Annotated in this window: 23 protein-coding genes, 1 tRNA gene and 1 pseudogene; 11 read left to right on the top strand and 14 right to left on the bottom strand. The window is 65.6% G+C overall.

Going from position 1 to position 20,491, the window contains the following annotated elements:
• Positions 1-2: 2 nt before the first annotated feature.
• The gene (locus IPG14_RS18270) at positions 3-428 is read right to left on the bottom strand and encodes a pyridoxamine 5'-phosphate oxidase family protein (protein ID WP_343385536.1); all 426 of its coding nucleotides are present in this window, start codon (positions 426-428) and stop codon (positions 3-5) included.
• 94 nt (positions 429-522) lie between these two features.
• Here IPG14_RS18270 and IPG14_RS18265 point away from each other — a divergent pair, with 94 nt between their 5' ends.
• On the top strand, positions 523-1,275 hold the full coding sequence (locus IPG14_RS18265; protein ID WP_343392765.1) for a fumarylacetoacetate hydrolase family protein: 753 nt from the start codon (positions 523-525) through the stop codon (positions 1,273-1,275).
• 34 nt (positions 1,276-1,309) lie between these two features.
• Here the strand turns inward: IPG14_RS18265 and IPG14_RS18260 are convergent, their stop codons facing one another.
• From IPG14_RS18260 to IPG14_RS18245, 4 genes are all read right to left on the bottom strand, one after another.
• On the bottom strand, positions 1,310-3,388 hold the full coding sequence (locus IPG14_RS18260) for an SH3 domain-containing protein (protein ID WP_343392764.1): 2,079 nt from the start codon (positions 3,386-3,388) through the stop codon (positions 1,310-1,312).
• A gap of 358 nt (positions 3,389-3,746) precedes the next feature.
• Positions 3,747-4,790: a DEAD/DEAH box helicase gene (locus IPG14_RS18255; RefSeq protein ID WP_343392810.1), complete on the bottom strand. Its 1,044-nt coding sequence runs from the start codon at positions 4,788-4,790 to the stop codon at positions 3,747-3,749.
• A gap of 858 nt (positions 4,791-5,648) precedes the next feature.
• The gene (locus tag IPG14_RS18250; RefSeq protein ID WP_343392763.1) at positions 5,649-5,873 is read right to left on the bottom strand and encodes a hypothetical protein; all 225 of its coding nucleotides are present in this window, start codon (positions 5,871-5,873) and stop codon (positions 5,649-5,651) included.
• A 30-nt stretch (positions 5,874-5,903) separates the two neighbouring features.
• On the bottom strand, positions 5,904-6,431 hold the full coding sequence (locus IPG14_RS18245) for a VOC family protein (RefSeq protein ID WP_343392762.1): 528 nt from the start codon (positions 6,429-6,431) through the stop codon (positions 5,904-5,906).
• A 104-nt stretch (positions 6,432-6,535) separates the two neighbouring features.
• Here IPG14_RS18245 and IPG14_RS18240 point away from each other — a divergent pair, with 104 nt between their 5' ends.
• The 7 genes from IPG14_RS18240 to IPG14_RS18210 all read left to right on the top strand — a co-directional run bounded on the left by IPG14_RS18240 (position 6,536) and on the right by IPG14_RS18210 (position 10,290).
• Positions 6,536-6,703 (top strand): hypothetical protein, encoded by a 168-nt coding sequence (locus tag IPG14_RS18240; protein WP_343385541.1) that lies wholly within the window; start codon positions 6,536-6,538, stop codon positions 6,701-6,703.
• Positions 6,700-7,338: a hypothetical protein gene (locus tag IPG14_RS18235; protein WP_343385542.1), complete on the top strand. Its 639-nt coding sequence runs from the start codon at positions 6,700-6,702 to the stop codon at positions 7,336-7,338. Before IPG14_RS18240 ends, IPG14_RS18235 begins: the two co-directional genes overlap by 4 nt.
• A 10-nt stretch (positions 7,339-7,348) precedes the next feature.
• Positions 7,349-7,567, top strand: a complete 219-nt coding sequence (locus IPG14_RS18230) for a hypothetical protein (protein WP_343385543.1) — start codon at positions 7,349-7,351, stop codon at positions 7,565-7,567.
• Entirely contained in the window at positions 7,567-8,163 is a 597-nt protein-coding gene (locus IPG14_RS18225) for an SDR family oxidoreductase (RefSeq protein WP_343385544.1), read from the top strand. Before IPG14_RS18230 ends, IPG14_RS18225 begins: the two co-directional genes overlap by 1 nt.
• Positions 8,164-8,465: 302 nt before the next feature.
• Positions 8,466-8,693 carry a hypothetical protein gene (locus IPG14_RS18220; protein WP_343385545.1) on the top strand — a complete coding sequence of 76 codons (228 nt, stop codon included), beginning with the start codon at positions 8,466-8,468 and terminating at the stop codon, positions 8,691-8,693.
• A 15-nt stretch (positions 8,694-8,708) separates the two neighbouring features.
• Complete coding sequence (locus IPG14_RS18215) at positions 8,709-9,092, top strand: DUF2089 domain-containing protein (RefSeq protein WP_343385546.1); 384 nt, start codon at positions 8,709-8,711, stop codon at positions 9,090-9,092.
• Positions 9,085-10,290 (top strand): hypothetical protein, encoded by a 1,206-nt coding sequence (locus tag IPG14_RS18210; protein ID WP_343392761.1) that lies wholly within the window; start codon positions 9,085-9,087, stop codon positions 10,288-10,290. The genes IPG14_RS18215 and IPG14_RS18210 overlap by 8 nt, the downstream gene beginning before the upstream one ends.
• On the opposite strand, the gene IPG14_RS18205 is transcribed toward IPG14_RS18210, so the two are convergent.
• The 3 genes and pseudogenes from IPG14_RS18205 to IPG14_RS18195 form a co-directional block, all read right to left on the bottom strand.
• Entirely contained in the window at positions 10,287-11,573 is a 1,287-nt protein-coding gene (locus IPG14_RS18205; RefSeq protein ID WP_343390062.1) for an acetyl-CoA hydrolase/transferase C-terminal domain-containing protein, read from the bottom strand. The two genes, IPG14_RS18210 and IPG14_RS18205, sit on opposite strands and share 4 nt — an antisense overlap.
• A gap of 55 nt (positions 11,574-11,628) precedes the next feature.
• Positions 11,629-12,759 (bottom strand): annotated as a pseudogene (gene mgtE, locus IPG14_RS18200) (magnesium transporter); the annotation flags it as partial.
• A gap of 22 nt (positions 12,760-12,781) precedes the next feature.
• Positions 12,782-12,982: a hypothetical protein gene (locus tag IPG14_RS18195; protein WP_343392760.1), complete on the bottom strand. Its 201-nt coding sequence runs from the start codon at positions 12,980-12,982 to the stop codon at positions 12,782-12,784.
• A gap of 196 nt (positions 12,983-13,178) precedes the next feature.
• Here IPG14_RS18195 and IPG14_RS18190 point away from each other — a divergent pair, with 196 nt between their 5' ends.
• Both IPG14_RS18190 and IPG14_RS18185 read left to right on the top strand, forming a co-directional pair.
• Complete coding sequence (locus IPG14_RS18190) at positions 13,179-14,237, top strand: hypothetical protein (protein ID WP_343385550.1); 1,059 nt, start codon at positions 13,179-13,181, stop codon at positions 14,235-14,237.
• Entirely contained in the window at positions 14,234-14,518 is a 285-nt protein-coding gene (locus IPG14_RS18185) for a hypothetical protein (protein ID WP_343385551.1), read from the top strand. Before IPG14_RS18190 ends, IPG14_RS18185 begins: the two co-directional genes overlap by 4 nt.
• 67 nt (positions 14,519-14,585) lie before the next feature.
• Here IPG14_RS18185 and IPG14_RS18180 read toward each other — a convergent pair.
• The 6 genes from IPG14_RS18180 to IPG14_RS18155 form a co-directional block, all read right to left on the bottom strand.
• A tRNA-His gene (locus IPG14_RS18180) sits at positions 14,586-14,661 on the bottom strand.
• 53 nt (positions 14,662-14,714) lie between these two features.
• Entirely contained in the window at positions 14,715-15,380 is a 666-nt protein-coding gene (gene phoU / locus IPG14_RS18175; RefSeq protein ID WP_343392759.1) for a phosphate signaling complex protein PhoU, read from the bottom strand.
• 23 nt (positions 15,381-15,403) lie between these two features.
• Positions 15,404-16,282, bottom strand: a complete 879-nt coding sequence (pstB, locus tag IPG14_RS18170; RefSeq protein ID WP_343385553.1) for a phosphate ABC transporter ATP-binding protein PstB — start codon at positions 16,280-16,282, stop codon at positions 15,404-15,406.
• A gap of 13 nt (positions 16,283-16,295) precedes the next feature.
• Positions 16,296-17,216 carry a phosphate ABC transporter permease PstA gene (gene pstA, locus IPG14_RS18165; protein ID WP_343392758.1) on the bottom strand — a complete coding sequence of 307 codons (921 nt, stop codon included), beginning with the start codon at positions 17,214-17,216 and terminating at the stop codon, positions 16,296-16,298.
• Positions 17,216-18,181, bottom strand: a complete 966-nt coding sequence (gene pstC / locus IPG14_RS18160; protein WP_343385555.1) for a phosphate ABC transporter permease subunit PstC — start codon at positions 18,179-18,181, stop codon at positions 17,216-17,218. Before pstC ends, pstA begins: the two co-directional genes overlap by 1 nt.
• 154 nt (positions 18,182-18,335) lie before the next feature.
• Positions 18,336-19,385, bottom strand: coding sequence for a PstS family phosphate ABC transporter substrate-binding protein (locus tag IPG14_RS18155; protein ID WP_343392757.1), 1,050 nt, complete (start codon positions 19,383-19,385; stop codon positions 18,336-18,338).
• A gap of 412 nt (positions 19,386-19,797) precedes the next feature.
• Between IPG14_RS18155 and IPG14_RS18150 the strand changes: the two genes are divergently transcribed.
• A complete protein-coding gene (locus tag IPG14_RS18150) occupies positions 19,798-20,478 on the top strand; it encodes a response regulator transcription factor (protein WP_343385557.1) in 681 nt (226 codons plus the stop codon).
• Positions 20,479-20,491 lie beyond the last annotated feature (13 nt).

Here is a 20,491-nt window from a genome sequence, read left to right as displayed (position 1 = left end):
GGCTAGCCCTTCGCGTAGTCCCAGGAGATTACCTTCTTGGGCACGATGTGGATGAAGGCCGAGCCCGGCCGAGCCTCCGCCGGGAGCTGATCGGCGGGAGTGCCGCGGCGGCGCATGGACTCCCGAAGGAGGGGAAGCTGGCGGGCCGGGTCGAGAATGACATCGGCCTCGCCCTGGATGCAGACGCCCTTGATGTCCTGCATGGTGCTGCCGGCTTCGAGCATGAGCGAGACCTTCGGGTTGCGTCCGATGTTCTTCAACTTCTGGGTGCCGGCGCGGCATCCGATGTAGATGTCGCCACCGACGCGGAAGTAGCCGATCGGGACGGAGTGGGGAAAGCCGTCTGCGCTCATGGTTGTGAGAGCGATCCAGCCGGGACGGCTATCGAGAAAGGCGTTTACCTCGTCCTGGGTCATCTTCCCTGGCATGTGTGCCTCCGTTGCGTTGTGGGCGAATTGGAAACGACCCTATCCACCGTGTCCAGTAGACTCCCGCGACACGAACCAGGATCGGGAGAATACGATGGCGAACTACGTACGTTTCGAACGCAAGGACGGATCGCGAGGGGCTGGACAGGTTGAGGGCCAGAGCATCCGCGTCATCGAGGAGCCATTCTGGGCGAGCGCGACGGCCACGGGCGAGCGGCTCGCTCTCGAGGCTGTGCGGCTCCTCCCACCCTGCGAGCCGCGCTCGATCGTCTGCGTCGGCCTGAACTATTCGAGCCACCTGAACGGGAGGCCGGTGCCCGATCCGCCGACGCTCTTCTTCAAGCCGCTTTCGAGCATCGCCGGCCCCGGCGACGACATCCTGTTGCCGACGGGAGCGACGCACGTCGAACCGGAGGGCGAAATCGTCATCGTTATCGGACGGAAGCTGAAGAACGCTACGCGCGAAGAAGCCCTCGGCGGGATCTTCGGCTACACGGCCGGGAACGACGTGAGCGAACGCGCCTGGCAACGTTCGGACGGCCAATGGTGGCGGGCGAAGGGCAGTGACACGTTCGGGATCTTCGGGCCGACGATCGTGACCGGGATCGAGTACCCGACGCTCGAAGTGGTCACCCGGGTAAATGGCATCCAGGTGCAGCACGGCGGAGCGACCGAACTGATCCGGGATATCCCCGAGATCGTCCGGTACGTGAGCAGTGTGATGACGCTGCTGCCCGGCGACATTATCTACACGGGGACGCCGGGCGAACCGCCGCGGATCAACACTGGCGACAGCGTCGAGATCGAGGTAACCGGGGCGGGCGTGCTCAGGAACGGTGTTATGTAGAGGCGCGCCACCGGGACTCCATGTACGTCTCCGGTCAGGCCCAATCGAGGTAAGCGGCCGAAACCCAGCCAGATGTGCCGGCCGGCGTCCTGATGAAGAGCCAGGTTGCGTCGCGTCGCTGTTGGGCGCTCCGCAGGCCTTCTTCGAATTTCAGGTCGGTTGCGAGCTCGACGACATCGCCATCGCGAAGCAGCGCCAGGACGGATGTACCCCGGGAAGGGCCGGCACGGACGTTCAGGCCATCGCCGGTACGAGCGACAACGAAGCGAAAGCTCGCTGGGGGGGCGCCGGATACGCGCTTCAGGTTCAACAAGATCGGCGGTGACGCTCCCCCATGGCCGCCGTGGGGGAGTGCGAACACCATGTCCCCCGGCCCGGCCGCCCAGGGATCGAGGTGGTCGGGGCCATCAGGGGTCGCGACGTTGGCACTGAGCCACTGGCCGGTGCGGCGGATGTAGACCTGCAGGCGACCAAAAGCGATGAGGTTGGCATCAAATGGGCAGGGCGAGGGCGAGCGCATCGCGTTTCTGCGGAACCAGGGGACCGACTCGCCGGGGACGGCTGGCAGTGGGATGCGAGTCACGGTGCGGCCATCGGCCGAGATGATCGCGTATTCGTAGGCGTCCGATGCGTCTCCCTCAGGTTCGGGCCCGCGTACCATGGCGACGAATCCAGAGCCATCCGCGAGCCATGGGTTGGCCGGCGTCCCGTCGGCGTAGCCGATCGACGCGGAGAGCATGGACCATTCCGGGTCGGCTTGGCCGGAGCCGAACGACGACACGGCGGTCCAGTACTCCCGGGCGCTATCGACACCCTGCATGGGGACATACTTCAGGGTCACTTCGGAGACGCGCCGGAGGCCATCCCGCGAGTAGGCCGTCGTCCAATCCAGTTCCTGGACGCGTGACATGCCGTCCTCGGCCCACGCGCCGTCCCAGTTGAACAGTTGGCCGAAGGGCAGGGGCTCGGCGCCCGGGTACTGCCAGCGCCCAAGAAAGCCATCGAACCCGCCATCGAGGCGATCCAGGCGGAGCGGGCGGGCCGTCACACCTCCATGGGGCTCGATCTTCTGGCTGCTCTGGACGATCGCGCCTCGTACGAGGTCTATGAGGTGGAGCTGGGGGTCGGTTGAATCAGTGCCGGACCAGATAGCGAGACGCGTGGCATCGCGGGAGAGCAGCGAAGGGAGGCCGAAGCCCGAAGCAGGGAGCTGGAACGCCCCGGTCGGGCCAGACTCGAGGGGTGACCCCGGCCGAAGCGCGAAGATGTGGAACCGGCCTGTGCCGCGCCGTTCCATGAGCTCCTCGAAGACCAGCGTCCGGTTGGGGGCTTCTCCGCCTCCGGCCACCAGTCGGAGGCTTTCGAGCGGCCACGACCAGCTCGACTGGAGGATGAGGGGATCGGCAAGGTAGCCGCGGCCGGAGCCATGTTGAGCCCAGACCAAGGTTCCGCCCGGGCCGGTTTCATACAACACGAACCCCGAAGCCCCTTCGGCCCGCGGCTCCGTTTCGAGGAAGCGGAGCCCGGAGACCTGGCCAGCTTTCAGGGAGAGCGAGAAGAGCCCGTGTGGCCAGTCGATCGGGGCGCCGTTGACCCACGTCGCTGTCCCGTAGGTCTCGCCCAGGCCACCTTCACGACGGATGGGAAGGCCGCCGAAGGCGGCGGGAGTTGCGCTTCCAGCAGGGGCCGCAGTGCCTGATTCGCTGGCGCCGGGATCACGTCCGCCGCTAGAGCCGCGCCGAGCGACGGCCACCGCCGCTGCCCCGCCGGCAATAGCGAGCGTGGCAATCCCACCTGCCAGCACTACCCGGCGCGTGTGCTTCGGCGGCCTCCGGCCGGGTTCGCCCGTTTCCGCGCCAATGACGTATTCGTCCTCGCTCCCGTTTCGGACCTGGGTGGCCGCAGTTACAGCGGGGAGTTCGGCGGCGGCGCGCAGTCCCGCCCGGCCGTCGACCCCGAGCCGTCTGCACACGTGCTGGATGCGTTCGTCTGCCTGGCCCACGGGCACACCGAGCCGGACCGCTATTTCGGCGAGCGGCATCGGCTGGATGGCAAGGTCATAGATGCGCCGGTCCAGCTCGCCGAGTGTGTCGGGGGTGACCCACTCCTGCATAACGCTTGAGCTCCCGGGCGAAGATACCCTGCGATCCAGAACGCCGGGAGGGCGGCTTCGGTTCCGCGCTATCGAAGAAGCGGCCGAATCCCGCAGCGGCCGGTCACGGTGTCGCTGCACGCAGCGGGCGCAGCATGCATGCCAAGGAGCCGCCGGCCGGAAGCTTCGCGAGCGTTGAGGTAGGCGCCGAACGCGTAGAAGTCGGCGTCGCTCAAATCCTCGCTGCGCCAGATTCGCTGGACGCAGGAGGTGGCGACCGTTTCGACGAGGGAGCGGTACCTGCGAGGACCGTGGCTTCCCAAGTTGTAGGGCCGTAACGAAGAAGGCTCCGCGTTACGGCGAGTCTCGGGTTACGAGGTTAGTCCCAGCGGGCGGGGAGCTTCAGGTACTCCAAGTTCTCGTCGCCGACTTCCCTGCGGATGACATCCCAGAAGTCCAGGTCCCATTCGCCGACGAACGTGTAGGAAGCACCCTGTTTGCCGGCCCTGGCGGTGCGGCCGATGCGGTGGATGTACTCCTCCGCGTTTTGGGGCACGTCGTAATTGATCACGTTCTCGATATCGGGGATGTCGAGACCACGGGCCGCGACGTTCGTTGCCACGAGGAAATCGAGGGTCCCGGAGCGGAAATCCTGGATGACGCGGTCGCGCTGGCCCTGGCGAAGGTCGCCGTGAATGGCTCTGGCCTGGACGCCCGCGGCTACGAGCTGGTCGGTGAGGCGATCCACACCGATCTTCGTGTTACGGAAGATGAGCGTGCGCCCGAGCCCGTGCTGTTCGTAGATGTACCGCAGGGCGAGGTACTTCTCGCGTTCCGAGACTTCGCAATAGAACTGGCGGACGCCGGCGGCGGTACGCTGTTCGGGTTCGATCTCCACGGTCTCGGCGCGGCGCATGTGGCGATGTGTCAGCCGAGCAATGCTCATGGGCATCGTGGCGCTGAAGAGGGCGGTCTGGCGCTGCTTGGGCACGGTGCGAAGGATGTAGTCGATGTCGCGGGCGAAGCCGATATCGAGCATCGCGTCGGCCTCATCGAGGACGACGAAGTGAACACGTTCCAGCCGGAGGGTGCCCCGCTTGAGGTGGTCGATGACGCGGCCCGGCGTACCGACGACAACATGGCAGCCTTTTTCGAGCGCCATCAGGTCGGACCTCACACGGCTGCCGCCGACGAGGCCCTGCGTGGTGAACCCGTAGAACTTGCCGAGGTGTTCGATGACATCTTTCACCTGGTTCGCGAGCTCACGCGTCGGCACCATCACTACGGCCTGGACTTCGTTGCGGGATGGGTCGATGGAGCGGGCCAGCGGGATGCCGAAGGCGATGGTCTTGCCGGTGCCTGTCTGGGCGAGGCCGATGAGGTCTTCGCCATTCAGGAGACGTGGGAGGGCTGCCTCCTGGATCGGTGTCGGGTCGGTGTAGCCCAGGGCGGCAATCGCCTCGAGGGCGGTGTCGCCGACTCCGAGGCTGGCAAATGCTTCGGAGATTGGGGCCTTCGTGGGCGGCAGGTTGGTGCGCGGCCGGGGCGCCGAATCGAGGGTCTCGGGACCGGCGCCGCTACCGCGCCGTCCACGGTTCCGGCGCCGCTTTGGGGTCAGTGGATCGTGCGCGGAGGGGTGGACCGGCTGGTCGTGGTGGGCGTGCAGGTGTGGCGCGGCAGGCCTATGCGCGGCAGGTTCAAGGACGGCCGCGGGTGCGGCGGTAGTGGGCGCATCAGTGGCAGCGGCGCCCTTTCGCTTACGGGTGAGGAAGGACAGCAGGGGGCTCAGGTTCCTTTCGGTGGCGCACAGGTGGTGCGCCGAACTGGCCGCTGCGCCGAGCCCTCACAGGCGCGCTGACCGGGCGATAACAGATACACACTCGAGCGAGGAGGCGACAAACGAACAGTACGACAGACGTATGGGAGCGTTCAGAGGGCTCTCGGTCACCATCAACTCTGCTGGTGAGCATAACACAGATGGTTACCGGAGATCAGGCTGACGGACGAGGCCTCAAACCCCTCGAGCACCGTGGAAGATCGCGATTATTTCGATGCGCTCGTGGGAGAGTCGATACCAGATGCGGTAGTCCCCCCTCGATTACTTCGCGAATGGCATCGACGTCGTACTCGGGAACCTTCCGCCCCTTCCGAGGGTTCAGTGGTAGCGTCTTGATGCGCGCGTTAATCTCGAACCGGGTTCGGCGTGCGGCCGGGGAGTACTGACCCAGGTAGGCGGAGATGGCCTTGAGAGACTCTCGCGCCTCCCGCGAGACAATGACCCTCAATCGTCCCACTCCTCCATCTCAGCTTCGAGTTCCTCAAGAGTGACGAACCGACCGGCCTCGATATCGGCCAGGCCCCGATCAACCGCGGCCCTCTCTGCTGGAGTGAGCCGCCGGTTCGCGGGGCGCGGCTCAAGGATCGGAGCAAGCCAGGGAAGCTTGTCTTCCGCCTCTTCCTCGGTCAGCCGGGAAACGTACTCCAGTAACTGCTGCTTCGCGGTCATGCCTCAAGTATAACGCAGGCCGAAGTGCGCCTAAGGCTTCACCTGGCTCATCAGCGAGAGCAGGTTCCCTTCGGGGTCCTTGAAAAACGCCATCCATTCCTCGGTCCCGTCGGGGTGAGTGAAGATCCGGTGCGGCTCACCTTCGAAGCCGACTCCCTTCCCGCGCAGGGTCGTGACCGAGCCGTGGATGTCATCCACCTTGAAGTAGAGCACGGAGTTGCCGTTGCCCTGGGCCTCGGGGAGCGCATCGACCATAAGGCGGGTGCCGGCGCAGTCGAAGAAGGCGAGCTGTCCGGCGGTGAAGAGGTGGATCATCCCGAGTTTGTCGCGGAAGAAGGCGACGGCTGGTTCCAGGTCTTTCACGGTGTGGGCGACCTGACCGATCTGGGCGAGGGCGACGGGGATTGGCGCGGCGGGCATAGGGGTCCTCCCGGGATAATGGGGCGCGGGATGCCGTCCCACGTCCGGAGGGAACGGCTGTCCGGCAGGCTGAGATTCGCCCCGGTAGATCGCGATGCGGAACTCCACCTGGTTCGACCAGCTGCCGGGCGGCGGCATGCGCGAATTGTAGGCAACGGCGGGAGAAATTCCTTCTCCTGCCGGTTCGATTCGCCGAGGTCCGGCGCACTCCCTACAATCCGGCCCACCCGGAGGTTGCCCCAGTGACTGACTACCCGCCCGTCATCAACGAAGATTCGGGCGGCCGCAATCGTGTCGCTGCGGAAAAGGGGTTGAATGCCGCGCTACACTGGCGCGACGCGAAGTTCGGGGATGGCCGCGCCTGTGTGAACGGCCCGGAGATTCGCGATGCTGACGGCGGGCTGATATGACGATCAAGGCAACATCCATCTTCTCGATCATGGTCATCTGGGCGGCGAGCATCGCCGCGGTGGTATCCGAAAACGATGCCTGGTGGATCCTGATCTTCGCGGCGCTGGCCACGGGGGCAGTGGGGGCTTCGGCCTGGCGGAGGCTCGGCATATCGCGGTTGCTCGCCATTGCCGGCACATGGGCGGGCATGGCGCTGGCGGCCGGCAGCACCAGCGACGCCGCCTGGACGAGCATCTTCGCGTTCCTCACGACCGGCGCCGTCGTCTATAGCACGATGAAGCGCGACGCCTGGGTGCTGGGCCTGGGGATCTCGGCGGCGTGGCTGGCCGTCGGAATATCCGTCATCGCCCAGGGTGAGGGCGCGAGCTGGATGTGTGTCTTCGCCTTCCTCACCGCCGGTGCAGTCGCGAACAGCCACAACCCGTTTTCGCGCGGGATCGCAGCGATCGTCTGGTGGGCCGCGGCGGGGGCAATTGTCGTTCTCACGGGGGCAGGGATGGCATGGCTCGGCGTCATCGCTTTTCTACTCACGTCGCTTTCGCTCGGGTTCGGGGGCTTCCGCTTCCCACGAGGCCTCGAATGGGACCTTTGGGACCGCGACGACGACAACGAACGTGTAAAGATCGTGCGCTAAGATCCGGGAGATGAGTTCCCGACCGCAGACCGCCGACCTGTATGAAGAAGACGACGAGCCGGACCTCGGTCCCGATGAACGCGACCTGGACCTGATGGATGGCAGCTGGGAGCGGGAGTATTACTCGGGCAGGATGAAGACCCGCAACTGGAACGCGATAGGCGCCGGCATCGGCATCCTCATCCTCGCCGCGATCCTGGTCCCCATCGTCCTCGGGCTCTTCGACTGATGGGAGCCCTCTCCGCGAAAGTCGTCGCGCTCGTCTGCCGGGGAAGCGAAGAGGACCGGGCGATCGCGGTTGCGCTGGCGGAAGCCGGGGCGGACCTCGCACTCGGCACCGTCTCGGTCGCCCAGGTCGAGGAGTTCTCGACCGCGTCGATCGCGAACGAAGTCTGGGCGATCGGGCGCGAACAGTTCAACTCCGTCCTCGATGCCTCCGACCCGGCCGCTGCGGCGGCTTTCGCGGCGGAAGTCTGTGATCGCCTCGGCCGTTGCGACGCAGTGGTGATCGCCCCGGGCCCGGCGCCCAGGATCCAGGTCGATGAACTTTCGCGTGACGAGTGGGATTCGATCGTTGCGGGAGGGCTGACTGCGCCGCTGGTTGCGGCGATCGCGTTTTCCCAGGTCATCGAACGCGGCGGGGGCGGCGCTATCGCAGTTGTGATCGATGGTGCGCCCCACGGAGACGTCGCCGGGGCCATGATGGCGGAGGGCCTGCGAGCGATGGCGGCGAACATGGGCATCGCGTGGGGTGGTCGCAAGCTCCGCGCGATCGTCCTCAGCCGCGACGGCGCCCCGGAACACGTGGTCTCCGCCCTGGGCTGACCGATTCCTCCACGGCGCTTCACCTCTTCTCCCCTGAATCAGGCTGCTGCAATGGCATGACCTCGTCCCTTTCCATCTTGAATGGAATCGGACGGGCTTTCCGCGGGACGGGCCTGAGCATGTTTCGGCGCGGCGAGGCTGAGCCAAACGGACTCCGAGTTGACGTTAGAACCTTTGGTATCATGAAACTTCAGTTCTGTATTGATTTTCTTAAAATTGCTATTGACTTCTTGGTGAAAGGGGTCGATTATCTCATCAGGCCATGTGCCAACCGGGCCAACCGGCCCGAAAGGAGACCAGAAATGGATATCAACACCCGGTTCATCGAGGACCACAGCCGGTATTTCATCGAGAGCCGCCGCGAATCGTGCCGGCCCTACCGGTACGGGAACGGATCGCCCGCTGCCTCTATGATCGCGACGGCCGCCGCAGGCGTCCGCCGTGCCGCAGCCACCGTCGAACGTTGGGCCCGCGGGACGAACGTCACCGTCGCCGAATACCGCCTACCGCGCGCCAACTCCGCCCGGTAGGCAGGAGGAACCCGAATGGCCCGCTTCGTGGGTGCGTGTCCCAGCTGTGATAGCGCTCTGGTCGTCCGCCGGCTGGAATGCCCCTCGTGCGGAGTCGGGGTCGATGGACGGTTCGATGCCGGCCCCCTTGCAAGGCTCAACCGGGAGCAACTCTCGTTCGTTGAGACCTTTCTGCGGGCCCGGGGGAAGATCAAAGACGTCGAAGAGGAACTCGGGATTTCCTACCCGACCGTCGTCGCCCGCCTGAACGATGTGCTGATCGCACTCGGTTTCGAAGCTGGCGAGGACCCACGCGACGGCGAACGCCGGCAGCGCGTGCTCGACGAGCTTTCCGCAGGCCGCCTGAGCGCCGCGGAGGCGGCCGAACAGCTTCGGAGCCTGGGGGCGCGCGATGGCTGACGGACGCGACGACATCCACGCCGCGCTGGAAGAAGCCGACCGGCTCCGGCGCCAGGCGAAACTGGAAGCCGACCATGTCCGGCGCGAGGCGAAGGCCGAAGCCGACCGGCTCCGGCGCGAGGCGAAGGCCGAAGCCGACCGCATGCGCGACGACGCCCGGCGCGGGCGCGACGAAGCGAGAAGGCTGCGCGACCAGGTCCGCGAAGAATCGAGGCGCGAAGCTCACCGCAGCCGCGGCCCACAGGTAGGCCGTTTCGGGAGCAACGAAGACGACGCAGAGGGCGTCCGGACCGAGCAGGCCCTCTCGCTCGAAGGCATCCGCCAGGTCCAGGTCGACCAGACGGCCGGCAAGCTCACTATCCGCGCGTGCAAAGAGGGAGAGGCCCCGGGCGTCGTCTCGATCGGTAACAAGAGCACGCCCGAAGTCGACGTCCACCGGAGCGGGGACCGGCTCGTCATCGAGGTCCGGCTGACGAAGGGATGGCTCTTCCGCCGCCGCCAGGGCGCCTCCACGATCATCCGCCTCGGCGAAGGCTCGTTCGAACAGGTCCGAATCGACAACGGCTACGGTGAGACGGAAGTGCAGGGAATCAGCGCAGCAGACCTGCGAGTCCATGTGGGAGCGGGGACCGTGCAGTGCCTCCTCACCTCCGGGTCCCTCGATGTGAGCGTGGGAGCGGGCAAGGTTTCGGTGCTTTCTCACAGCGGCCTCGCCCGCTGCGATTCGGGGACGGGCGACGTGCTGATGGACATCGCCGAGCTGGCAGCGGGCGAGTACAAGGTGGATGTTGGCCTGGGGCGCGCCGAAGTGCGGCTCCCGGCCGGTGGCGAAGTGACAATCAAGGCGTCGAGCGGAATCGGCAAGTCTCGCGTGGAGTACCCGAGCGCCCCCGAACCGGCGATGACCTCTGTCCGCGTTACCTCCGGGATCGGCGAGTGCATCGTGAAGGCTCGGGATGCTGGGGCCGGAGCACCATCCCGTAGCGCGGCCTTCACCGCCCAGCCCAAACCGCAGCGGCCGGGCCGCGCCGCCGCAGCCTCTCGCCGGCGGGAAGGCGAAGAGATGCGCGTGCTCCAGATGCTCGAGCAGGGCAAGATCACGCCCCAGGACGCCGCCGACCTGATCGCGGCACTCCAGGGTTCCTCGGCGCCGATCTTTGATGAGCCGGACGACGAACCGGGCGTCTACCAGAGCTAGTTCGCCCTTCGCCCCAAGTACCCCAGTTTGCCCGCGGATTCGTGCAGCCCTTCGCGGAAGGCGGGATGAGCGATCTCGATGAGCATCGAGGCGCGTTCGCGGATGGTCTTGCCGAAAAGGTTGCGCGCACCGAATTCCGTCACCACCCAGTGCACATCGCCGCGGGTGGTCACCACACCTGACCCGGAAATCAAGTCGGGGCAGATGCGGGAGAGCGTGCCGCCCTTCGCCGTCGAGGGCAGCGCAATGATCGGGAGGCCGCCCCTGGAGCGGGCGGCGCCGCGGATGAAGTCGACCTGGCCGCCGATGCCGCTATAGAACCGCGGGCCAATCGAATCGGCGACGACCTGGCCGGTGAGATCGACGCTCAGCGCTGAGTTGATGGCGACCATGCGGTCGTGGGCAGCGATCACGTCGACGTTGTTGGTGTAGTCCACCGGGCGCAGGGCGATGCGTTCATTGCGGTCGAGGTAGCCGTAGAGCTCGCGGTTGCCGACGACGAAGGCGCTGACGGTCTTGCCGGCGTTGATGGTCTTCCGCGCGCCGTTGACGACCCCGCTCCTGAGGAGTGGCAGGAGCGCCTCGGTAAACATCTCGGTGTGCACGCCGAGGTCGCGGTGGCCCGTGAGGGCGTTGAGCACCGCGGCGGGGATGGCGCCGATCCCCATCTGGAGCGTGGCGCCATCTTCGATGAGGCCGGCTACGTGGCCACCGATGGCCGTCGCTTCCGGGCCTGGGGCTTCGTGCTCGGACTCAGGCAATGGTTCATCGATCTCGATGGCGAGGTCGATGTCATCCAGACTGAGGCTATGCCCCGAGGTGCGAGGCATCTGGCGGTTGACCTGGGCGACCACGGTCTTCGCATGGCTTGCAGCGGCGAGGGCACAATCAACCGAGACACCGAGCGAGCAGCGTCCATGCTCGTCCGGGGGCGTGACCTGGATGAAGGCGACATCGAGCGGAAGCGGCCCGCCTGGCGCGAAGAGCGATGGTATTTCGCTGAGGAAGACCGGGGTGTAGTCGGCGCGGCCCTCCTCGATGGCCCGGCGGACGTTCGGGCCGATGAAGAGGGCGTTGTGGCGAAAACGCCCTTCCATCTCCGGCGCGACGTACGGGGCAGGCCCATTCGTATGCATGTGGACGACTTCCACGCCCCGGAGGTCGTCGCGCAGCACAACCATCCCATCGATGAGCACGTGTGGCGTTGCCGAGCCGCCATGGACGTATAAGCGGTCGCCACTCTTAAGGGTGGCGACCGCTTCATCGAGAGTCACTATGCGCATGCGAGAAGCATGGCGGAGACGGCACGCCCGGCACAACCGCCGGTGCGGGGCCTAGCTACTGAATCCGGCTGATGACGAGCGAAGCGATGCCAAGGAAGAAGACGAAGCCCATCACATCGGTTATGGCTGTCACGAAGATGTTCGCGGCGAGCGCGGGGTCCACTTTGACCGCCTTGAGGCCGAGGGGGATGAGGACGCCGGCGAGGGTCGCGGCGCAGATGTTCAGGAAGAGCGCGCAGCCCAGCACGAGGGAGAGTGTTTCGTTCCGCTGCCAGATATAGGCGCCGAGCGCGGCCACCAGGCCGATGGCGAGGCCGTTCGCCATGGCAACCAGGATCTCCTTGCGGCAGGCCCGGAAGACATCGCTCACGTCGAGGTCCCCAAGGGCGATGCTTCGGACGGCGATGGTCGCCGTCTGAGTGCCGGCGTTGCCGCCCATGCCCGCGACGACCGGCATGAAGTACGCGAGCACGGCTGCCTTGCTGAGGGCGCTATCGAACAGTCCGACGACCACCGCGGCGAGGAACGCCGTCAGGACGTTGCCCATCATCCACGGCAGGCGGCGCCGGACACTCGTCCGCACAGGGCTGAAGACGCGCTCGTCCTCGCCGACCCCGGCCATCCGGTACATGTCCTCGGTCGCCTCTTCCTGGAGGACGTCGATGAGGTCGTCGGCGGTCATGATGCCTTCGAGGCGGCCGTCTTCATCGACCACGGGGAGTGCCATCAGGTTGTACTTCTGGAGGACCCGGGCGGCTTCTTCCTGGTCGGTCCCGGTGGCCACAGCGTGGACGTCTCGCTGGGTGATCTCGCCCAGCCTGGTTTCGGGCGCCGAGACGAGCAGGTCGCGGATGGAAACAACGCCCTGGAGCCGCCCGGCCCGGTCGAGGACGTAGAGGTAGTAGGCGCGCTCCGCGGAGGGCCGAAGGACACGAAGGTAGTCGATCGCCTGGAGGACCGTGATGTCGTCGTTCAGGGCGACGAAGCCGCGGCTCATGAGGCCGCCGGCCGACTCGTCGCCGTAGGCCATCAGTTCGGCGACTTCTTCGCCGCGATCCAGGGCGGCGAGCGTCTCGACCTGCTCGGCGGGCTCGAGCTGCTGGATGACGTCGGCGGCGACGTCGTCTTCGACTTCTTCGAGGACGGCGGGGAGATCTTCCACGCCGACGCCGCGGATCAGGTCGCGGAGTTCGTCATCCTCTACGTATTCAAAGAGCTGGCCGACGACATCGGAAGGGGAGGCGGCCGAGAAGGTCGCGGCGGGTTTCCTCGGAGAGGTCGAGGACGAGTTCGGCGAGGTCGGCGGGGTGGAGGGAAGTTACGAGCGCGACAAGTTTCGCCCACTCGCCAGAGGCAGCGAGTGCACGAGCGTCTTCCAGGACTTCGCGGGCAGCGACGTCTTCTGGCACTGCACGGCCCTTCGTTGGTGAGGTTCCAGGCACGCGGGGTTGCGCACGTTTGGAACGTACGTCCGGGGTCATGAAGGGTCAATCACCGGTTGTTAACGTGGGCGGCGAATCTGAAAGAAGAAAATGTGCAAACGCTTGTGCGGATGATCTATACTCTGTTCCAGCGCCCGCCTGCAGCGGGCCGGGAGGTGTGCGGATGCGACGAAATCGAATCATCGCGACGGTCGCGGCAGGGCTCGGGGTCATCAGTCTTATCCCCGTTGCCACTGCACTCGGCGACGATTCCAGCGAGCCCCAGGGCCGCTCTATAGAAGCCGTAACGGCGCTGGGGTCGAGCTTCACCTACCAGGGCCGGCTCACCGACGCCGGCAGCCCCGCGAACGGTACCTACGACCTTCGCTTCATCCTCTACGATGCCGATACGGCCGGCGCTTCTGTCGGCACCACCCAGACGAAGGACGACGTTACCGTCACGAACGGACTCTTCGGAGTCGAGCTCGATTTCGGTGCGGGTGCGTGGAACGGCGATGCCCGATGGGTAGAGATCGCCGTCCGGCCCGGGGCGAGCGCGGGCACGTACACGGTGCTCTCGCCACGTCAGCCGATTAGCCCGACACCGTACGCGCTCTTCGCGAAGGCGGCGGCGGGTATCGCTGTCCCGTTTGCTGCCTCGGGGAGCCTCGCCGGGGCGCCCGCCTCGACGACCGGGCTCTTCACCGTTACTCAGACCGGCACGGGTATCGCCATCGCCGGCAACCGGACCAGCACCGATGTCTCGGAATACCCGGGCGTGCTGGGGACGAACAACGGCGGCGGGGCTGGTGTCCAGGGTGAATCAACGGCGGCCGACGGCGTGGGCGTGCGGGGATATGCGATTGGCGCCGGGGGCACCGGCGGCTACTTCTACGGCGAGACTGGCCTTGAGATAGACGGGGCGATCAAGGTCTCGGGCGCGAACCCTGCGGCGTTCGTGCACATCGTCGACACGGCTGGCCCAGATAGGAACACCTGCCCCGGGGACGGGGGCGTCCATAAGGCGAACGCCGCGACCTACCTCCCGGTGACCGACCCCACCGCCATCGTGCTGATCACGCCCATCAACGTGATCGAGGGCGTGGCGCTCACGTGGTACCCCGCCGTTGCACCCGCGTGGTGCCCTGGCGTCACGGATCGCTGGGTCATTTTCTCGACCTCCGGGCTTGAGGATTCCATTTCCGCGGGCGCTAAGTTCAACGTCCTGGTGATCTCGAAGTGAGCGGGCGGAGGCGCGGTCTCGCACTCGGAGCGGGCGGCGTCGCCGCGCTCGCCCTGGGCGCGGCCGCCTTCGCCCAGACATCCGGGGGTGTGTACGACCTCTCCTGGCGGGCGATCGCGGGCGGGGGCAAGGCGACTGGCGACGCCTACACGGTCCACTCCGCCATCGGGCAACCGCTGGCAAAGACCTCTTCGGAGGGGAACTACCAGGTGAGCAGTGGATTCCTCGGCGGCGGCGCCGAGAAGTACAAGCGCTTCCTGCCGGTACTGGCGCGCGACTGACACCGCGAACGGCCGAACAACGAAGAAGCCGCCTTTGGGAGAGGCGGCTTCTTTGTGTGTTGGGAAATGGGGCGAGCGGCGGGGTTCGAACCCGCGATCTTCTGGGCCACAACCAGACGCGTTAACCACTACGCTACGCCCGCCACGGCGAACGACCAGAATACCAGAACGCCGGATCTACGGGCGAGCCAGCGGCTCAGTACTTGGAGATGTTGATTTCCTGCATGTGGCCCGTGACGGTGTAGATCACACGCTCGCAGATGTTCGTGCAGCGGTCGGCGATGCGCTCGAGGTTGTGGGCGCACCAGATGAGGTGTGTGTTCCGCTGGATCGTCGCCGGGTCGGCGATCATCGCGGCGATGCAGTCCTCGTAGACGCTGTCCTGCAGGCGGTCGACTTCGTCGTCTGCATCGCAGATCTGGCGGGCCATATCCACGTCGTGGTCGATGAACGCCTTCAGGCTGTTGCGAAGCATGGCCACGGCGCGGTCGGCCATTGCCGGGAGGTAGCCCAGCCTGCGGGGGAGGGGCTCATCTCCGAGAAGCAGGTTAATCCGTGCTATGCCTTCGGCGTGGTCGGCCATCCGTTCGAGGTCCGTAATGATGTAGAGGATGCTGGCCAGGGAGCGGAGGTCGGTCGCCATCGGCTGCTGGGATGCGATGACGAAGGTGGTGCGGTCTTCGATCTCGAAGCGCTTGGCGTTGACCTTCTTGTCGTCCTCGATGATCCGGCGCGACCAGGTGGAATCGCCGTCGCGAAGCGATTCCATGGCATCCATGATGGCCTTTTCGGTCATCGAGCCGAGCACGAGTACGTCATCCTGGAGCTGCTGGAGCTCTGAGTTGAAGAGGTCGCGCGTCATTGGTGGGGCCTCCCTCTCAACCCTTAGCCGAAGCGTCCGCTGATGTAGTCCTCGGTGCGCTTGTCACGCGGAGTGGTGAAGAGTTCCTGAGTTGGGCCGTATTCTATCAACTGCCCGGTCGTTTTTTCATCCGTGAGCATGAAGGCGGTGTAATCGGAGACGCGGGCGGCCTGTTGCATGTTGTGGGTGACGATGACGATGGTGTAGTCCTTCACCAGCTCCCGCATCAAGTCTTCGATTTTGAGGGTCGCGATCGGGTCGAGGGCCGAGCATGGCTCGTCCATGAGGATGACATCCGGCTGGTTGGCGATTGCCCGGGCGATGCAGAGCCGTTGCTGCTGGCCACCGGAGAGGGCGAGGCCGCTCTTCTTCAGGTTGTCCTTCACTTCGTCCCAGAGCGCGGCCCGCTTGAGCGATTCCTCCGCGAGCTGTTGGAAGTTGCCCTTGTAGCCGTTCACTTTCGCGCCGAAGACGACGTTGTCGTAGATGGACTTCGGGAAGGGATTCGGCTTCTGGAAGACCATGCCGATGCGGCGGCGCACTTCCACGGGATCGATCCCGGGCCCATAGAGGTCTACCCCGTGGTAGCGGATTCGGCCCTTCGTGGTGACGTTGGGGATCAGGTCGTTCATGCGGTTGATGGAGCGCAGGAGCGTGCTCTTGCCGCAGCCGCTCGGCCCGATGAGGGCTGTGACCTGCTTCACGGGGATCTTCATGGAGACGTTGGTGAGCGCCTGCTTGGAGCCGTACCAGAGGTTGAGGTCCTCGACGGAGAGGGCGATGTCACCGGTGGGCTCGGCAATCACGTTGGCTGGGCGCTCCGAAGCCAGGGTTGCCCGCAGTGTAGTCTCAGCGGGGACCTGGCGGGTATCGGCCGGTCGAAGGTCAATCGAGTTCGTCATTTCGTGCTCCCGGTTACTTGCGGCGGAACCGCTCGCGGATGAGGACCGCGACAAGGTTGAGGCCGATGACCATGACCATCAGGACGATGATCCCGGCAGAAGCGTTGGCCCGGAAAGCTTCTTGCGGGCGGGTGGTCCAGTTGTAGATCTGGATGGCGACGGTGGTGAAGTCTTCGTTGACGCTCTTGTTATCGAAGGCGATGAAGGCGAAGGCGCCGATCATGATGAGTGCTGCTGTTTCGCCGGCTGCGCGCGAGATGGCCAAGATCGTGCCGGTCATGATTCCGGGCAGGGCCCCGGGGAGGGTGTGGTGGCGGACCGTCTGGAGGCGCGTGGCGCCGAGGGCGAGGGAACCATCGCGAATGCTCGGGGGGACCTGCCGGATGGCCTCGACAGAAGCGATGACCGTCATCGGCAAGATCATCAAGGCGAGGGTGAGGGAACCGGCGAGGATGGTGGTGCCCAGCGCGGGGAAGAGGGTGACCCCCTGGAGCTCGACCCCACGGACGAAGACGGTGAGCCCGAGGATGCCGTAGATGATCGATGGGACGCCGGCAAGGTTCGCGATGTTCAGGCGGACGACCGAGGTGAAGCGGCCCTTGGGTGCGAACTCCTCCAGGAAGACGGCGGTGCCGATGGCGACCGGGATGGCGAGAATGATGGTTGTCCCCATCACCCAGACGGTGCCGAGGAGGGATGAACGCAGCCCGGCTTCCTCGGCCTTGCGGGACGGGTAGCTCGTGATGAACTGCCAGTCCAACACGGGAAGACCCCTGACCATCGTGTCGACTGCGAGGACCGCCAGGACACCGATGCCGGTGACCGTGGCGAGGAGCAGTACGTAGCGAGAGAGGCGCGAGAACGCCTGTCGCCGGGCGACACGGCCCTGGGCGCGGAGCGAGATCTGGTCGGACTGCGGAGGCGCCAGTGCCATTATTCGTAGGCCTCCCGGAAGCGATTGACGATCCAGGTCGCGATGACATTCAGCGCAAACGTGAACACGAAGAGGGTGGAAGCGACGGCGAACAACGAGGTGTAGTTGATGGTCCCGCGGGCGGCATCGCCGAGTCCGACCTGGAGCATGTAGCCAGTCATGGTCTGGATGCCTTCAAGCGGCATCAGGGTGAGGTTGGGAGTCGACCCGGCGGCGAGCGCGACGATCATCGTTTCGCCGATGACGCGGGCAATGGCGAGGAGAACAGCGGCGATAACACCGGAGAGGGCGGCCGGGAGGACGACCTTGATGGCCACCTCCAGGCGGGTGGCGCCGAGGCCGTAGGCGCCTTCGCGCAACTCCCTCGGCACGTTCGCCATCGCGTCTTCGGAGACGGAGGCGATGGTCGGCAGGATCATCACCGCCATCATGAGCGAGGCAGAAAGCGAGTTGAAGATCGGCACGCGATCCGCTCCGAAAATGGGCCGGAGGACGTATTCCGTGACGACCGTGAGCGCGAAGAACGCATAGACGACGGTGGGCACGCCGGCGAGCACTTCGAGGATCGGCTTGAGGATCGAACGGGTGCGCGGGTGGGCGTATTCGCTCAGGTAGATGGCGGCCGCCAGGCCGAGGGGGAGAGCGAACACCATGGACCAGAGGACAACGTTCGCCGTGCCGGCCACCAGCTCCCAGATCCCGAACGATTCGGTGCCGGGGATGAGGGCCTGCCAGCGCGTCTCCAGGAAGAACTCGGCCGGTGAGACTTCCCGGAAGAAGTCGATGGTCTCCCCGAAGAGCGTGGTGACGATGAGGACCGTCGTGATCAGGGAGATCGTGCCACACAACCAGAGCAGAGCCACGACGGCGAGTTCGCCCGGGCGTTTGAAGGTGGAGTGCTGCATCTGCTTCTGGAGCAGGGCCGCATCGTGACCCATCGGCGCAGTGGTCGGTTCCGAAGCCATTCGTCCTCCGACGAGGGACTCTCTACTGCCAATCTCAGTGTTTCCGCGTCCGGCAGTCTAGCGGATGGCCCAAGGGGCCGGGATATGCTCCCGGCCGGGCAGGATTTGGCTCCTGGCCCGGCCGGGGTTGATGGTCGAATCGCCGGAGCGAGGGTTACTTGGGAAGGTAGGCGGCGAGCTTGTCCTGCTGCGTCTTCAACAGCGCGTCGGGCAGGCTCACGTAGCCGACTTCCTTCGAAAGCTTCTGCGTGTTCTTCAGGTAGAAGTCGAGGAAGCCGAGGACGGCCTGCTTCTCCTTCAGGATTGCGGCTGCGGTGTACACGAACAGCGGGCGGCTGAGTGGGGTGTACGTGCCGTTGAGGGCCGTATCAAAGGACGGGGCGACGCAACCCTTGCCGCCATCGACTTCGACGGCCTTGAGCTTCTTGCCTTCGCCCAGGTAGTAGGCGAGGCCGAAGTAGCCGATGGCGTTCTTGTCGCCTTCGATGCCGCGGACGAGGACGTTGTCGTCTTCCGAGGAGGTGCCGTCGGAGCGGTGGGACGGTTCCTTGCTGGCTTCGCCCCGGAGCTTGAGTGCTTCCTTGAAGTAGTCAAAGGTTCCGGAATCGGCGCCCGGGTAGTAGAACTTGATGTTCTCGGCGGGCCAGCTCGGGTCGAGGTCGCTCCACTTGGTGGCGCCTCCGGCCTGGAAGGCCTTCGTCAACTGCGCCGTGGTCATGCACTTCGCCCAGGTGTTCTGGGGGCTGATGACGACGGTCAGTGCGTCGATGGCGACCTGCAGCTCGACGAGGTCTGCGTTCGGGATGCCGGCTGCGGCGCAGGCGTCCTTTTCCTTCTGGTTGATGGGGCGGGACGCGTCGGAGACGTCGATCTCCTTGCGGCAGAACTTCTCGAAGCCACCGCCAGTGCCGGAGAGCGCAACTTTGGCCTGGACGCCCTTCGCCACCTTCGTGAACTCCTCGGCGACGGCCTCGGAGATCGGGAAGACGGTGGACGAACCATCGACCTTCACGTCGCCGGAGAGCTTGGTGTAGTCGAGGCCGCCGGCTTTGGTCGCCGTCGCGGCGGTTGTGGCCGCGCTGGTGGCGCCAGGCGTTTCGCCGCCATCGTCGTCGTCGTCATCGTCGCCACCGCAGGCCGCGGCACCCAGGGCGACGGAAGATACCAGCGCGCCGAAGAGCAGCGCCCATCTTGTCTTCTTCATCGTTCGTAACATGTACAGGTTTCTGACTCCCAGTGTTTGAAGTTGTCGAGCTTCTACACCCTGAGGCTATGGCTGAACCGTTAATGCGGGATTAACGCCATGGGCCGGTTGAGGGAGCACGATGCCCGAGCCAGCTTCGGCGGGTCAGCCGCAAGGCGAGGGCCGACCGGCAAGGCAGCGGCAAGGGATTGCGGAGGTTTTACACGCAGTTTGCAGAGCCCCCGTGAAGTAGTTACCTCGGCCGCCGAACATACGCATAGCGGCGGCCCGGAAAACGGCCCCGGGCAGCCAGCCACCCTCTGGTGGTCGAGGGCTCCAGGCTCGCCAACCCCGTCCCGGTCTTGCCGGGTGGCAGGCCCGGAGCCCTCGGCGCATACTGAAATTCTGAGTGCTCCCGCCGCGAGAGGATCGATTGGCACAAAAAATCCTCCTCGTTGATGACGAGGCGAACATCCGCGACCTGAACGCCATGTACCTTGAGAAGGAAGGCTTCGCGGTCGAACACGCCACGAACGGCCAGGATGCGCTCGCACGCTTCGAACAAGCGCAGCCCCAGCTCGTCGTCCTGGACGTGATGATGCCCGGGATGGACGGGTTCGAAGTCTGCCGCGAGCTCCGTCGCGAGAGCGACGTCCCGATCCTGATGCTCACCGCCCGCAGCGAGGATGTCGACAAGATCGTCGGCCTGGAGCTGGGCGCGGACGACTACATGACCAAACCGTTCAACCCTCGAGAGCTCGTCGCCCGGGTGAAGCGCATCCTCCACCGGGTGGAGGGCGGACGAAAGCCCCAGAACGCTATCAGCGTCTCGAACCTTTCAGTCGACAAGGCGCGCCGCGAGGCGAGGGTTGATGGCGACGAACTCACGCTCCGGACGAAAGAGTTCGACCTCCTCGTGGCCTTCGTCGAGAACCCGGGGATTGCGCTGACGAGAGACCAGCTGCTCGGCTCGGTCTGGGGGTACGATTTCGCCGGTGAGACACGCACGGTGGACGTCCACGTGCAACACCTGCGCTCGAAGCTGAACAATGCGAAGGTACAGATAGAGACCCTGCGGGGGGTGGGGTACAAGCTGATCGAGGCGCCCGCCTAGCCGCGCACGGGGA

It is taken from the genome of Candidatus Amarobacter glycogenicus (assembly GCF_016704105.1).
GTDB lineage: Bacteria > Chloroflexota > Dehalococcoidia > Tepidiformales > Tepidiformaceae > Amarobacter > Amarobacter glycogenicus.
This window is presented reverse-complemented; position numbering and strand designations above follow the sequence as displayed.

Bases quoted from the DNA above. Each gene is read 5' to 3' on its own strand.
- IPG14_RS18250 (WP_343392763.1), bottom strand. From the start codon at position 5,873: ATGACCGCGAAGCAGCAGTTACTGGAGTACGTTTCCCGGCTGACCGAG.
- pstC (WP_343385555.1), bottom strand. From the start codon at position 18,181: ATGGCTTCGGAACCGACCACTGCGCCGATGGGTCACGATGCGGCCCTG.
- IPG14_RS18225 (WP_343385544.1), top strand. From the start codon at position 7,567: ATGGGAGCCCTCTCCGCGAAAGTCGTCGCGCTCGTCTGCCGGGGAAGC.
- IPG14_RS18260 (WP_343392764.1), bottom strand. From the start codon at position 3,388: ATGCAGGAGTGGGTCACCCCCGACACACTCGGCGAGCTGGACCGGCGC.
- IPG14_RS18215 (WP_343385546.1), top strand. From the start codon at position 8,709: ATGGCCCGCTTCGTGGGTGCGTGTCCCAGCTGTGATAGCGCTCTGGTC.
- IPG14_RS18205 (WP_343390062.1), bottom strand. From the start codon at position 11,573: ATGCGCATAGTGACTCTCGATGAAGCGGTCGCCACCCTTAAGAGTGGC.
- IPG14_RS18235 (WP_343385542.1), top strand. From the start codon at position 6,700: ATGACGATCAAGGCAACATCCATCTTCTCGATCATGGTCATCTGGGCG.
- pstA (WP_343392758.1), bottom strand. From the start codon at position 17,216: ATGGCACTGGCGCCTCCGCAGTCCGACCAGATCTCGCTCCGCGCCCAG.
- IPG14_RS18220 (WP_343385545.1), top strand. From the start codon at position 8,466: ATGGATATCAACACCCGGTTCATCGAGGACCACAGCCGGTATTTCATC.
- phoU (WP_343392759.1), bottom strand. From the start codon at position 15,380: ATGACGCGCGACCTCTTCAACTCAGAGCTCCAGCAGCTCCAGGATGAC.
- IPG14_RS18270 (WP_343385536.1), bottom strand. From the start codon at position 428: ATGCCAGGGAAGATGACCCAGGACGAGGTAAACGCCTTTCTCGATAGC.
- IPG14_RS18190 (WP_343385550.1), top strand. From the start codon at position 13,179: ATGCGACGAAATCGAATCATCGCGACGGTCGCGGCAGGGCTCGGGGTC.
- IPG14_RS18210 (WP_343392761.1), top strand. From the start codon at position 9,085: ATGGCTGACGGACGCGACGACATCCACGCCGCGCTGGAAGAAGCCGAC.
- IPG14_RS18155 (WP_343392757.1), bottom strand. From the start codon at position 19,385: ATGAAGAAGACAAGATGGGCGCTGCTCTTCGGCGCGCTGGTATCTTCC.
- IPG14_RS18265 (WP_343392765.1), top strand. From the start codon at position 523: ATGGCGAACTACGTACGTTTCGAACGCAAGGACGGATCGCGAGGGGCT.
- IPG14_RS18230 (WP_343385543.1), top strand. From the start codon at position 7,349: ATGAGTTCCCGACCGCAGACCGCCGACCTGTATGAAGAAGACGACGAG.
- pstB (WP_343385553.1), bottom strand. From the start codon at position 16,282: ATGACGAACTCGATTGACCTTCGACCGGCCGATACCCGCCAGGTCCCC.
- IPG14_RS18245 (WP_343392762.1), bottom strand. From the start codon at position 6,431: ATGCCGCCGCCCGGCAGCTGGTCGAACCAGGTGGAGTTCCGCATCGCG.